Genomic DNA, 13,331 nt, shown 5'->3' with positions numbered 1-13,331 from the left:
CGACTCATGGACGGATACGGCAGCCTGTTCGAGCGTCTCAACGGCGACGCGCAACTACGCAAGGGCAACAGCCTCGAGGCTTGTGCCATGGCGTCAGTGGCTGCCCATCTGGCCAAAATGCTCAGCACCCGGGCCGGCAGCGTGCAAACGCTGGCCGACTACGGGTTGCCCGATCTCAATGACATGCGTCTGAGCCTGCACGACTCTCTGAGTCAGGCCCGTCTGGCCATCGAAAACTTCATCGAAGCCTACGAGCCGCGCCTGAGCAACGTGCGTGTCATTTCCCTGCCGCGTGACCACGACCAGCTGCGGCTGGCCTTCAGCATCGAAGGCCTGCTGGAAGTCGAGGGTTTCAAGCGTCAGGTCAGTTTTTCCGCGCGCCTGGATGGCAGCGGCCAAGTGAAGGTCACCTAAGGAGATTCCCGATGTCTGGCAAACCCGCAGCACGCGTATCCGACCCCACCGCTTGCCCACTTCCAGGCCACGGTACCAACCCGATCGCCGCCGGTTCCGGCGACGTGTTCTTCGACGGCCTCGCGGCCGCCCGCCAAGGCGATGCCTCGGCGTGTGGTGGTGCGTTGGTTGGCGATCTGGCGACCACGGTTTTGATCAATGGCAAACCTGCCGCCACCGTAGGTTCAGTCGGGGCCCATGGTAACAAGGTCACTGCCGGCTCCGGGACGGTAATCATCGGGAATTCGCATACGCCTGCACCGTTCGTTCCACCGATTCCGTTGAGTATTTTTGGGTTCAATGTTCGTGTTCAGCTCTTGGACGCTGCTTCCGGGGCACCACTCAAAAACGTCTCCTATGTAGCGACACTAGAGGATGGGACGCAGGTGCAGGGAGTGACAGACGAGGTGGGTTTTTCGAAGCCCTTGGGTCAAAAGGCTCAATCACAAAGCGTTCAGTTCGCTGCTAAGCCGAACTGGCTTTTGCGAGGAGAGTGAGATGGGTCAAGCGGCTCAAGTCTCAACCGTAGTAACGACGCCTGCAGCTGATGTGGCGCCGGTTCAAATCTATTTGGTGGGTGACGACGACTACGTTATTCCAGTTGTTTTTCCAGACTACAAAATCCACATCGACGGCTATCAGACGACGTTTTTCGGTAAAAAAATAGAGATACCCGGTGGCAAAGCTCCCTACCTCGGACATGCGGGCGTTCTCGTAATTAACGGAAAAACGGGTCAGTCAAAATATTATGAATATGGTCGTTATCCCGGGCCTGGACCGGCAGGGCGGGTACGCGTTGGTCGAATTCCTGACGTGGTACTGAAAGGTGGCTCGATTACTGAATCGTCCCTCAAGAAAACCCTCAGACACATCGCCATCGAGCACGGCCAATCCGGAAATATCACCGGGGTTGTTTTGAGAGGACATGTCTACGACCAAGCGCTTACTTGGCTCAAAGCGAAAGAGGCGGAAAACTCGAACGCCAAACGGCAAGAATATGATCTCGGAAATCATAACTGTGTGACGTTTGCGACGGATTTGGCAGAGGCGGTTGGTTTCTCGATTCCTTTTCGTACGCGGGTTGTCGTCCCAAGTGCCTACATGGCCCAATTTCAATTCAGTGAACCAGATCTGGACTACATCTTCTCAACCGACACTTTGGAGATTAGCAAGTGAAGGTATTGAAGTGGACTTTCGTTTCCATATTTGCGCTGACGCTCTTTTTGGGAATCGCAGCCTACTCATTGCTTGAGCGTTCTGACGGAAAGGTGCCGACCTTGAAAAATCATCCTAATGCTCATTGGAGCGGGGCGCAGGATGGAGGAGTTTTTTTTGAAATCACTAAATCAGATCCTCCAGCCTATTACGTTGAGATTCGTTATGAGAGTGGGGACATCTGGGCTGAGGGTTGGATAAAGCACGGCCTTAAAGAGGGCCGTAAGTTAACCAGCCAGGACCTACTTGGTTACGACGGTGGTGACGTTGTTTATTTACAGGATGGAACAGTTCTGGAACTGAATGCGGCAGCGGTCAAATGATGTGGCTGAATATGATCCGGATGACAGGCAACTATCAGTTGAACATCCACGATGCCGCGGGCAACAAGACCCTTGACTCCGCTCAGTTGAAACAACGCCTGGCTGCGGTCAAGAAGGTCACTGAAGGCACGCAACGGGAATGGACGATCCGTGAGGTTTCGATCTGCCCATGAAACTGTCAGGGATCATCTGCATGTTGGGCTGGACAGGGTCTTTCGCATTTCTGGTCTCGTTGCCTGCCAGCGCTGTTCAGCGGGTCTATCGCAATGACGTGTACCTGTTGAACACCTGCGCAGTTGCGCTGGAGCTGATGCGGCAGGCATTGCCTGCGATTGCTTCGCAGGACTTGGTTTCGAAGATGAGGGGTTGCCCGTGATTGGTGTATCGAACGAGATGCCCATCCTCAGTCGCGCGCAGCTGAGTTTCTTCATGGGCGCCTTGTGGACGCCATTCTTGGCCATGCTGGCGTTCTCATCTTATGGCCTGTGGATTGGCGAATTTTCGACATTCGATTCGTCCGAGACTCACTGGGAGTATCTGTTGTGTTTCGGCTTGCCCGGGCTGCTGTTGTTTGCTCTGTGGGTATCGCGGACTGCGAAGCGCCGCAATGAGCAGCAGGCGCTGCGAATGGTCTGGCTGGCGCCGTTGAAGTTCATACCTTTCTACGCGGTGCCCTGGATGCTTTATGGCTTGTGCAGTCTGATCGCCGGGCCGTTCGACAGTGCATTCATGGCTTACGGCTGGATTCTGCTCGTGCCGTATCTCCTGATCGCCGGCTATTTCTGTGCGGGCGTGACGGTTGCGCTCTACAGGATATTTTTTTGATGAGTTCCACTACCAGGCAGGTAACCCGTGTCTTTTAACCACTACTACCAAAGCGAACTCACCGCACTGCGCCAGTTGGGCCGCCGTTTCGCCGAGCGTAGTCCGGCGCTGGCGCCGTTCCTGGGGCAGGCCGGGCGGGATCCGGATGTGGAGCGGTTGCTGGAAGGTTTTGCGTTCCTCACCGGGCGTCTGCGGCAGAAGCTCGATGATGAGCTGCCGGAGCTCAGCCATTCGCTGATGCAACTGCTGTGGCCGAACTACATGCGTCCGCTTCCGGCGTTCAGCATTCTGCAGTTCGATCCGTTGAAACGTTCTGGCCCGGCGCTGGTGGTCGAGCGCGATACGCCGATCGAAAGCAAACCGATCGAAGACGTGCGTTGCCGCTTCCGCACCTGTTACCCGACTGAAGTGCTGCCGCTGGATCTGGCCGCGCTGAACTACTCGGTGAAGGGCGACGGTTCGCTGCTCAGCCTGCGTCTGGAAATGAGCGCCGACGGCCACCTCGGTGAGCTGGAGCTGAGCAAACTGCGCCTGCACTTTGCCGGCGAGCGCTACATCAGCCAGATGCTGTATCTGAGCCTGCTGCGCAACCTGGAAGGCATTGAGCTGATCCCGCTGGACGGTGCCGGCAAGCCGATCGATGGCGTGTCCGGCAAGCCGATGGCGTTCAAGATTCCCGGTGACCGGGTCAAGCCAGTGGGCTTTGCCGAAGAAGAGGCGTTGATCCCATATCCGCTGAACACCTTCCGTGGCTATCGCTACCTGCAGGAATACTTCGCCTTCCAGGACAAGTTCCTGTTCGTCGATGTCAACGGTCTGGACATCCTCAAGGCGCTGCCGGAAGACACCCTCAAGCAGATGCGCGGCCTCGAGCTGCGTTTCGATATCCGCAAGAGCGGGATCATGCGCATGCGGCCGACCCTGGATAACGTGAAGCTGTTCTGCACGCCGATTGCCAACCTGTTCGCGCATGACGCGCTGCCGATCCGACTCGATGGCAAACAGGATGAATACCTGCTGCTGCCGGCGGAATACGATCTGGAAAACTGCGGTGTGTTCTCGGTGGAAACCGTGACCGGCTGGAAGCCCGGCGGCCTCGGTTATCAGGAGTACGTGCCGTTCGAATCCTTCGAGCATGACCCGAGTTTCGACGTGCCCAACAGCCGTCCGCATTACAGCATCCGCCAGCGTTCGTCGTTGCTGCATGACGGCCTCGACACCTACCTGAGCTTCGGCATCCGCCACACCGAAGCCCACGAAACCCTGTCGATCGAGTTGATCTGCACCAACCAGAACCTGCCGCGCAAGCTCAAGCTCGGCGACATCTGCATGGCCTGTGAAGAGACCCCGGAGTTCCTGAGTTTCCGTAACATCACCCCGGCCACGTCGAGCTTTGCGCCGCCGCTGAACCGTGACTTCCTGTGGAAGCTGATCAGCAACATGTCGCTCAACTATCTGTCGCTGGCCGACGTCAACGCGTTGAAGGTGATTCTCGAAACCTACGACCTGCCGCGCTACTACGACCAGCACGCGGAAAAGGTCAGCAAACGCCTGCTCGGCGGCCTCAAGCACATCAAGCACCACCACGTCGACCGGCTGCACCGTGGCTTGCCGGTGCGCGGTCTGCGCACCGAACTGACCATCGACCCCGAAGGGTATATCGGCGAAGGCGACCTGTTCGTTTTCGCTTCGGTTCTTAACGAGTTTTTCGCGCTTTACGCCAGTCTCAATTCGTACCACGAGCTGCGGGTAAAAAGCACACAGGGAGAGGTGTACCAATGGACACCACGTATGGGCCTGCAGCCCCTGCTTTAAGCGGGCTGACCAAGGTAATACGCGAGTACTCGCTGTTTCAGGCCGTGCTGCTGGTGATCGACCGGCTGCGCGAGGCGCACCCGTACCTGAGCGAAGACGATCTGTACGATCAAGTGGAGTTCCAGGCCAACCCGAGCCTGGGCTTTCCGCGCAGCGACGTCGATCGCGTGGAGTTTTTCGAAGAGCACGGGCAGATGCGCGCGCGCATGCGTTTCAACCTGATCGGGCTGGTCGGCTCCGGTTCGCCGCTGCCGGCGTTCTACGGCGAACAAGCGCTGGGCGACAGCGAGGACGGCAACCCGACGCGCAATTTCCTCGACCTGTTCCATCATCGCCTGCAACGGCTGATGCTGCCGATCTGGCGCAAATACCGTTATCGCGCCAGTTTCCAGAGCGGCGCGATCGACCCGTTCTCCTCGCAGCTGTTCGCGCTGATCGGTCTGGGTGGCGACGAGATCCGCAAGGCCAAGGAACTGAACTGGAAACGCCTGCTGCCATACCTCGGTCTGCTCAGCTTGCGCGCGCACTCGGCGGCGCTGATCGAAGCCGTGCTGCGTTACTACTTCAAGCACGAGGACCTGGTTATCGAGCAGTGCATCGAGCGTCGCGTGGAGATCCTCGACGAGCAGCGCAACCGCCTCGGTCGCGCCAACAGCCTGCTCGGTGAAGACCTGGTGCTGGGCGAGCAGGTGCGCGACCGCAGCGGCAAATTCCGCATTCACATCACCGAACTCGACTGGGAGCGATTCCACGAATTCCTGCCGATCGGTTTCGGTTACCAGCCGCTGTGCGCGCTGGTGCGGTTCACCCTGCGTGACCCGCTCGATTACGACATTCGCCTGGTGCTGCGCCCGGAAGAAATCCGCGAACTGCGCATTGGTGAGAAGAACGACTGTCGCCTGGGGTGGACCAGTTGGCTGGGCTGCGAAAAAGCAGACGGCGTGGTCACCCTGGGCAGCAAAATTCATTAAGGACGTGAGCCATGATCAACGTAGACCTGCAACAACTCATCCAGGCGCTGGACGCCGAAACCCGTCGTGACCTGGAACGTTCGGCCGAACGTTGCGTGGCCCGTGGCGGCAGCAAGATCCTCGTCGAAGACCTGCTGCTGGGCCTGCTGGAGCGCCCGAACGGCTTGCTCTCGCGTGCGTTGCAGGATGCCGACGTCGATGCCGGTGAACTGAGCGCCGCACTGCAATCTCGCGTTGAACACAGCGCCTCGCGCAACCCGGTGTTCGCCCCGGAACTGGTGCAATGGCTGCAAGACGCGCTGCTGGTGGCCAACCTCGAACTGGGCCAGACCCAGGTCGAAGACGCCGCGCTGATCCTCGCGCTGCTGCGCAACCCGATGCGCTACGCCGGCAGCCGTTACCAGCCGCTGCTCGCCAAGTTGAACATCGATCGCCTGAAGGAATTCGCCCTGTCGCAACAGGAGCAACCGGCGGCCAATGGCAAGCCGGCGGCGCAGGGCGAATCGCTGCTGCAGCGCTTCACCCATAACCTGACCCAACAAGCGCGCGACGGCAAACTCGACCCGGTGCTGTGCCGCGATGGCGCGATTCGGCAGATGGTCGACATCCTCGCGCGTCGGCGCAAGAACAACCCGATCGTGGTCGGTGAAGCCGGCGTCGGTAAAACCGCCATCGTCGAAGGCCTGGCCTCGCGCATCGCTGCCGGTGAAGTGCCGCAGGTGCTCAAGGGCGTCGAGCTGCTGTCGCTGGACATGGGCCTGCTGCAGGCCGGCGCCAGCGTCAAAGGTGAATTCGAGCGGCGTCTCAAAGGCGTGATCGACGAAGTCAAAGCCTCGCCGAAACCGATCATTCTGTTCATCGACGAAGCCCACACCCTGATCGGCGCTGGTGGCAACGCCGGCGGTTCCGACGCGGCCAACCTGCTGAAACCGGCGCTGGCCCGTGGTGAACTGCGCACCATCGCCGCTACCACTTGGGCCGAGTACAAGAAATATTTCGAGAAGGATCCGGCGCTGGCTCGGCGTTTCCAACCAGTGCAGTTGCACGAACCGACCGTCAGCGAAGCGGTGACCATCCTCCGTGGTCTGGCGCAGGTCTACGAGAAGAGCCACGGCATCTACCTGCGGGATGACGCGGTGGTCTCGGCGGCGGAATTGTCGGCGCGCTATCTGGCCGGTCGCCAACTGCCGGACAAAGCCGTCGACGTCCTCGACACCGCGTGCGCCCGGGTGCGCATCAGCCTCGCCGCTGCCCCGGAAAGCCTCGAACGCCTGCGTGGCGAACTGGCTGAAGGTGGCCGTCAGCGTCAGGCCCTGCGTCGCGATGCCGAGGCTGGTCTGCTGATCGACCACGAAGCGTTGGATGCGCTGGAAGCGCGGCTCGACGAAGCCGAAAGCGAAATGGTCGCGCTGGAAAGTCTGTGGACCGAGCAGAAACAACTGGCCGAGCGTCTGCTGGAACTGCGTCAGCAACTGGCCAAGGCCCGCGAAGCTGCCGCCGTCGAGCCGACTGTCAGTGTTGAAGAAGACGCCGAAGGCACCGTGATCGAAACCATCGCCGCCGAGGTCGAGGAGGGCCAGAGCGTCGAAGCGCTGGAAGCCGAACTGCACCAGACCCACAGCGCCCTGACCGCTGCTCAAGTCAAAGAGCGTCTGGTCAGCTTCGAAGTCTGCCCGCGTCTGGTGGCCGAAGTGATCAGCGCCTGGACCGGTGTGCCGCTGGCGCAACTGGCCCGCGAGCACAACGCCAAGGTCGCCAGTTTCGCCACCGACCTGCGCACGCGCATCCGTGGTCAGGAACAAGCCGTGCACGCACTGGATCGCTCGATGCGCGCCACTGCCGCCGGCCTGAACAAGCCTGACGCACCGGTCGGCGTGTTCCTGCTGGTCGGCCCGAGCGGCGTCGGCAAGACCGAAACCGCGCTGGCCCTGGCTGACCTGCTGTACGGCGGCGACCGTTTCATCACCACCATCAACATGTCCGAATTCCAGGAGAAGCACACCGTCTCGCGTCTGATCGGTGCGCCACCGGGCTACGTCGGTTACGGCGAGGGCGGCATGCTCACAGAAGCGGTGCGCCAGAAGCCGTACTCGGTGGTGCTGCTCGATGAAGTCGAAAAGGCTGATCCCGACGTGCTCAACCTGTTCTATCAAATTTTCGACAAGGGCGTGGCCAACGACGGCGAAGGTCGCGAGATCGACTTCCGCAACACCTTGATCCTGATGACCTCGAACCTCGGCAGCGACAAGATCAGCGACCTCTGCGAAGACGGCGCCCGCCCGACCGCCGAGTTGCTCGAAGAGACCATTCGCCCAGTGCTGAGCAAACACTTCAAACCGGCGCTGCTGGCGCGGATGAAAGTGGTGCCGTACTACCCGGTCGGTGGCCCGGTGCTGCGCGAGCTGATCGAGATCAAGCTCGGTCGTCTCGGCGAGCGCCTGAACCGCCGTCAGCTGGATTTCAGCTGGTGCCAGAACCTCGTCGATCACCTGTCCGAGCGCTGCACGCAAAGCGAGAGCGGTGCGCGTCTGATCGACCATCTGCTCGATCAGCACGTGCTGCCGCTGGTGGCCGACCGCTTGCTCGATGCGATGGCCACCGGTGAAAGCCTCAAGCGTGTGCACGCCACGCTCGACGGCAACGCCAGCGTGACGTGCGAGTTCGCCTGAGGTGGGTGTGATGTTCACTCAAGTGCCGCAGCCACTGGTCTATGCCGAAGCCTTGCTGGCGCAGTTCGCCAGCCTGTCGCGCGCGGCGGACGGTGCTGCGCTGCTGGGTGACTTCGTGCGTGGGCTGGCCGAACTGAGCGGTTGCGAATTGACCCAGCTGTACCTGCTCGACGCCACCCACACTTGCCTGGGGATGAACGCCGAATGCCTCGACGGCGCGCTGCAACCGCGCGCCGCCACCAGCCTGCCGGCGGACTACAACGGTGAGCAGCTGCTGCAGTTTGCCCTGTGCCAGAACCGCGTGGTCTGCCTCGACGATCTCGGTGCCAGCCTGCACGAAACCAGCTTTCTGCCGGCCACCGCGGGTGCCTGGCAATCGCTGCTGTGCGTGCCACTGGTCAATCAGCAGAAGGCGGTTGAAGGCCTGCTGCTGTGCGCCAGTCGTCGTCACGTCGACCTGCAAGGCTTTGCCGATTCCCTTGGCCAGCTCGGCTCGTTCGTTCTTGGTCAGCTGCACTTGCTGCAGCGTCTGCGCCAGCCGCCGGCAGAATCGGCCACGGTGGCGCGCAGTGTGCCGAGCATCAGCGGCTATGGCCTGATCGGCAAAAGCGCAGCAATGCGCCAGACCCATTCGTTGATCAGCAAAGTCCTGCACAGCCCGTACACCGTGCTGCTGCGCGGCGAGACCGGCACCGGCAAGGAAGTCGTGGCCCGGGCGATTCACGATTGCGGCCCGCGTCGCTCTCAGGCGTTCATCGTGCAGAACTGCGCGGCAGTCCCGGAAAACCTGCTGGAAAGCGAGCTGTTCGGCTATCGCAAAGGCGCTTTCACCGGCGCCGACCGCGACCGTGCGGGGCTGTTCGATGCGGCCAACGGTGGCACGCTGTTGCTCGACGAGATCGGCGACATGCCGCTGTCGCTGCAAGCGAAGATTCTGCGGGTGTTGCAGGAGGGCGAGATTCGTCCGCTGGGTTCCAACGACACGCACAAGATCGACGTGCGCATCATCGCCGCGACGCACCGCGATCTGTCGACGCTGGTCAGCGAAGGCAAATTCCGCGAGGACCTGTATTACCGACTGGCGCAGTTTCCGATCGAGCTGCCGGCCCTGCGTCAGCGCGAAGGCGACATCCTCGAACTGGCTCAGCACTTTGCCGAGAAGACCTGCGCATATTTGCAGCGTGATCCGGTGCGCTGGTCGAGCGCGGCGCTGGAACACCTGTCCGGTTACACCTTCCCCGGCAACGTGCGCGAACTCAAGGCACTGGTCGAACGCGCGGTGCTGTTGTGCGAGGGCGGCGAATTGCTGGCCGAGCATTTCTCCCTGCGCATGGAGCCGATGCCCGAAGACCACAGCGGCCTGAATCTGCGCGAACGCCTGGAAAAAGTCGAACGCACGTTGTTGCTCGACTGCCTGCGCAAGAACGACGGCAACCAGACCCTCGCCGCCCGCGAACTGGGCCTGCCGCGCCGCACCCTGCTGTACCGCCTCGGGCGGTTGAATATCAACCTGGGTGACTTCGATGGTTGATCTGAACCTGGCTCTTGCCGTTTGCACAACTCCTGTCTTGAAGGACTTCTCTGTGGCGAGGGGATTTATCCCCGATCGGCTGCGCAGCAGCCGTAATCCAGCAAACGCGGTTCTCCTGAAAGAACCGGTAATCAGGTTTTGGGGCTGCTTCGCAGCCCATCGGGGACAAGTCCCCTCACCACAAGTTGCTCACTTGCCACAGGAGGTGCGTGCGCCTCGCTGGTCTGGCTCAAGGCCCCGATGTAGAGCCTTCGAGACCATTCAAAGAATTAATTTCAGCGCCGCCCGCAAGGGTCGGCGCTTTGTGCTTTGTCTACCCCTGGAGACCCTCTGATGTCTGTTCGTCACTGGCACGCTGTCCTGCTGACCCTCGTCGTTCTATGCGGCCTTGGCGGCTGTAGCGGCAATTACAAATTCAACGACAACGACTATCGCCCGTTGGGTGATCCGCAAGCGGTCAATCGCGGCAAGTGACCGCAAGGAGCATCAAACATGGAACTGGTTTTCGAAATGCTGAACACCAAGCAGTTCGTGCCCACCGAGTTGTGCCAGAAGACCTTCAAACAGGCCGGCGGCGTGATCGGGCGGGGCGAGGACTGCGACTGGATCATTCCTGACCGCAAGCGGCATCTGTCCAATCACCACGCGATTGTCAGCTACCGCGAAGGCATGTTTTTCCTCACCGACACCAGCAGCAACGGCGTCCAGGACGGCGGCAGCGGCGCACGCCTGCACAAGGGCGAACCGGTGCGCATCGAGCACGGCAGCACCTACGTGCTCGGTGACTTCGAGATTCGTGCACGGCTGGTGCGCGATCCGGCGACCTTCGACGGCGAAGTTGGCCGTCCGCGTGCCGCCGGCAGCATCATTCCGGACGACGCCTTCCTCGACCTCGATCCGTTGAACGCGATCGAACAGCAAGAGCGCGTCTATTCGGAAATCGACGAACTGTTGGCGCCGACGGCCAAGCCCGAGGACTCCCGTCAGCGTGCCGACTACGCGCGCATCGACATGGAAAGCCTGATGGTGCCGGAGCTGATCGCCCCGGTTGAGCCCGAGCCAGCTCCGGCCCCGAAAGCCGTCGAGCGTCAGAGCGAAGGTTTCTGGGAGCATTTCGGCGCGGCGCTGGGCGTGGATGTCAAAGGTCTGGATCACGACGCCCGCGAAGCCTTGGCGCTGAATGCCGCGCGTCTGCTGCGCCAGAGCATCGGCGGTTTGCAGCAGAGCCTGCGCACTCGTTCGGAGCTGAAGAACGAACTGCGTCTGGCCCAGACCACCGTGCAAGGCACCAACAAGAACCCGCTGAAATTCGCCGTCGATCCGAGCGAAGCGCTGGAGATTCTGTTGCAGCCGCACAAGCCAGGGCACCTGCCGGCCGAGCAGGCGATCTCCCGTGCATTCCGCGATCTGCAAGCGCATCAGGTCGCGCTGCTCACCGCCAGCCGCGCCGCCGTGCGCGGCACGCTGGAGCACTTCTCGCCAGAGCAGTTGACCCTGCGTTTCGAGCGCGACAACAAGCCGTTGATCGCCACCTCGGGCGGGCGCTGGAGAGCGTTCGGCCGCTACCACCAGGCCCTGCGTCAGGACGATGACTGGAGCGAGCGTCTGCTGGCCCGCGACTTCGCCCAGGCCTACGAAGAACAGATCCGCCTGATCTCCACCCTCCACACCGACCACCAAGGATGATGCGCATGTCTCGCCGCTCGACCGCTTTTTTCAAGACGCTGACTGCGCTCACCGTGCTGGTGCTGCTCGCCGGTTGCTCGTCGCTGTCGCCGTACTCGAAAGTGACCAAGATCAATCTGAAGCTGACCGGCAGCGATCAGCTCAACCCGGACCTCAACGGCCGTCCTTCGCCGATCGTCGTGCGCCTGTTCGAGCTCAAGCACCCGGTGACCTTCGAGAACGCTGATTTCTTCAGCCTCTACGAACGCGCCAAGGAATCCCTCAACCCGGATCTGGTGGCCAGCGAAGAACTCGAGCTGCGCCCGGGTGAAACCGTGGAAATGAAGCTCAGCGTGGAGGAGGGCAGCCGCTACGTTGGCGTTCTCGCTGCGTACCGCGATCTGCCGGAAACCAAGTGGCGCTACACCGTTCAGGTCACCCCGCTGGAGCTGACCGAGGCCGATCTGACCCTCGATCAGGCCGGTATCCGCAACACCCATGAAGCGCTCGCCAAGGCGGATGACTGAACATGAATACCCATAAAGTCATTTGGCAGGAAGGCATGTTGCTGCGGCCGCAGCACTTCCAGCACAACGATCGCTATTACGATCACCAGATGAAAACCCGCACCCAGTTGCTGGGTGGCTACACCTGGGGTTTCCTCAATCTGGAGATCGACCTGCAGTTCCTCAACATGGGCAAACTGGTGATCAGTGCCGCCTCGGGGATCCTGCCGGACGGCAGCCTGTTCGAACTCGGCGGCAACACCGAGCCGCTGGCGCTGGACGTGCCGCCGAACACCGGTAACACGCCGATTTACCTGGCGCTGCCGTTGGTCACCGGTAACCACATCGAAGCGCGCCGTCCGGAGCAGTCCGACGTGCTCGCGCGTTACACCGTGTACGACGCCGAAGTGGCCGACTCCAACGCCGGCGATGATTCCGCCAGCCAGGTCAGCTGTGGCCGCCCGGATTTCAAACTGTTGCTCGGCGAGCAGCAGAGCGATCAGGCCTACGTGAAGCTGAAGATCTGCGACGTGCTCGACACCACGCCGGACGGCGTGATCAGTCTCGACCCGGATTTCGTGCCGACCTACATCCAGGCCCACGCGTCCAGCTATCTGCTGTCGTGCCTGAAAGAAGTCATCAGCATGCTCAACCACCGGGGCGACACGATTGCCGAGCGGATCCGCTCCAACGGCAAGGTCGGCGGCGCGGAAGTCGGTGACTTCATGATGCTGCAACTGATCAACCGTACCGAACTGCTGCTGCGCCACTACCTCGGTCTGGAGCAGGTGCACCCGGAAGAGTTGTACCGCACGCTGCTGACCATGCTCGGCGATCTGGCGACCTTCTCCAGCGACAGCAAGCGCCCGCGTCTGGACAGCCGCTATTCCCACGCCGATCAGGGCGCGAGCTTCCGCAAACTGATGGAAGCGATTCGTCAGGTGCTGTCGATGGTGCTCGAACAGCACGCTATCGAGCTGATCCTGCAAGCGCGTCAGTACGGCATCATCGTGTCGCCGTTGCACGACCACAAACTGCTCGGCTCGGCGTCGTTCGTGCTGGCGGCGAGTGCCAACTGCGACTCCGAAGAACTGCGCCACCGCTTGCCGGCGCACCTCAAGGTCGGCCCGGTGGAGCGCATCCGCCAACTGGTCAACCTGCACCTGCCGGGGATCAAGGTCAAACCGTTGCCGGTGGCCCCGCGGCAGATCGCGTTCCACTCGAACAAAACCTACTTCATCCTCGAACTCAGTTCCGAAGACCTGGCGCAGCTCGAGCGCTCCGGCGGCTTCGCGTTCCACGTGTCCGGCGAATTCGCCGAGCTTGAACTGAAATTCTGGGCCATCAGGAACTGACCG

General features: G+C 61.2%; 14 protein-coding genes. All 14 read left to right on the top strand.

The annotated features are described in order from the left end of the window. The first annotated feature begins 6 nt into the window (after nucleotides 1–6). The 14 genes from tssE to tssK all read left to right on the top strand — a co-directional run bounded on the left by tssE (nucleotide 7) and on the right by tssK (nucleotide 13,328). Complete coding sequence (gene tssE / locus HDC30_RS12555) at nucleotides 7–414, top strand: type VI secretion system baseplate subunit TssE (protein ID WP_007920274.1); 408 nt, start codon at nucleotides 7–9, stop codon at nucleotides 412–414. Nucleotides 415–425: 11 nt separating this feature from the next. Then, nucleotides 426–950, top strand: coding sequence for a PAAR domain-containing protein (locus HDC30_RS12550; RefSeq protein WP_097089463.1), 525 nt, complete (start codon nucleotides 426–428; stop codon nucleotides 948–950). A gap of 1 nt (nucleotide 951) precedes the next feature. Beyond that, on the top strand, nucleotides 952–1,629 hold the full coding sequence (locus HDC30_RS12545; protein ID WP_103368527.1) for a DUF6695 family protein: 678 nt from the start codon (nucleotides 952–954) through the stop codon (nucleotides 1,627–1,629). Beyond that, nucleotides 1,626–1,991 (top strand): hypothetical protein, encoded by a 366-nt coding sequence (locus HDC30_RS12540; protein WP_097089467.1) that lies wholly within the window; start codon nucleotides 1,626–1,628, stop codon nucleotides 1,989–1,991. The genes HDC30_RS12545 and HDC30_RS12540 overlap by 4 nt, the downstream gene beginning before the upstream one ends. An 11-nt stretch (nucleotides 1,992–2,002) precedes the next feature. Continuing rightward, nucleotides 2,003–2,164, top strand: a complete 162-nt coding sequence (locus HDC30_RS12535) for a hypothetical protein (protein ID WP_177409024.1) — start codon at nucleotides 2,003–2,005, stop codon at nucleotides 2,162–2,164. Between the two features lie 220 nt (nucleotides 2,165–2,384). Further along, entirely contained in the window at nucleotides 2,385–2,816 is a 432-nt protein-coding gene (locus HDC30_RS12530) for a hypothetical protein (protein WP_177409027.1), read from the top strand. Nucleotides 2,817–2,843: 27 nt separating this feature from the next. Continuing rightward, nucleotides 2,844–4,631: a type VI secretion system baseplate subunit TssF gene (gene tssF, locus HDC30_RS12525; RefSeq protein ID WP_115988606.1), complete on the top strand. Its 1,788-nt coding sequence runs from the start codon at nucleotides 2,844–2,846 to the stop codon at nucleotides 4,629–4,631. Next, nucleotides 4,595–5,602 (top strand): type VI secretion system baseplate subunit TssG, encoded by a 1,008-nt coding sequence (gene tssG / locus HDC30_RS12520; RefSeq protein WP_003229570.1) that lies wholly within the window; start codon nucleotides 4,595–4,597, stop codon nucleotides 5,600–5,602. Before tssF ends, tssG begins: the two co-directional genes overlap by 37 nt. Nucleotides 5,603–5,613: 11 nt before the next feature. Further along, nucleotides 5,614–8,271, top strand: a complete 2,658-nt coding sequence (gene tssH / locus HDC30_RS12515; protein ID WP_095137721.1) for a type VI secretion system ATPase TssH — start codon at nucleotides 5,614–5,616, stop codon at nucleotides 8,269–8,271. A gap of 10 nt (nucleotides 8,272–8,281) precedes the next feature. Beyond that, complete coding sequence (locus HDC30_RS12510) at nucleotides 8,282–9,802, top strand: sigma-54-dependent Fis family transcriptional regulator (protein WP_096795408.1); 1,521 nt, start codon at nucleotides 8,282–8,284, stop codon at nucleotides 9,800–9,802. Nucleotides 9,803–10,135: 333 nt separating this feature from the next. Next, nucleotides 10,136–10,276: a hypothetical protein gene (locus HDC30_RS12505; protein ID WP_003229566.1), complete on the top strand. Its 141-nt coding sequence runs from the start codon at nucleotides 10,136–10,138 to the stop codon at nucleotides 10,274–10,276. A gap of 18 nt (nucleotides 10,277–10,294) precedes the next feature. After that, nucleotides 10,295–11,488, top strand: coding sequence for a type VI secretion system-associated FHA domain protein TagH (gene tagH / locus HDC30_RS12500; RefSeq protein ID WP_027610387.1), 1,194 nt, complete (start codon nucleotides 10,295–10,297; stop codon nucleotides 11,486–11,488). Between the two features lie 5 nt (nucleotides 11,489–11,493). Next, nucleotides 11,494–11,994: a type VI secretion system lipoprotein TssJ gene (gene tssJ, locus HDC30_RS12495; protein ID WP_007962325.1), complete on the top strand. Its 501-nt coding sequence runs from the start codon at nucleotides 11,494–11,496 to the stop codon at nucleotides 11,992–11,994. A gap of 2 nt (nucleotides 11,995–11,996) precedes the next feature. Then, on the top strand, nucleotides 11,997–13,328 hold the full coding sequence (gene tssK / locus HDC30_RS12490) for a type VI secretion system baseplate subunit TssK (RefSeq protein ID WP_183783271.1): 1,332 nt from the start codon (nucleotides 11,997–11,999) through the stop codon (nucleotides 13,326–13,328). Nucleotides 13,329–13,331: the final 3 nt, after the last annotated feature.

The organism is Pseudomonas sp. JAI115, from assembly GCF_014200835.1.
GTDB lineage: Bacteria > Pseudomonadota > Gammaproteobacteria > Pseudomonadales > Pseudomonadaceae > Aquipseudomonas > Aquipseudomonas putida_A.
The sequence above is the reverse complement of the archived record's forward strand: the minus strand, read 5'-3'. Positions and strand labels throughout refer to the sequence as shown.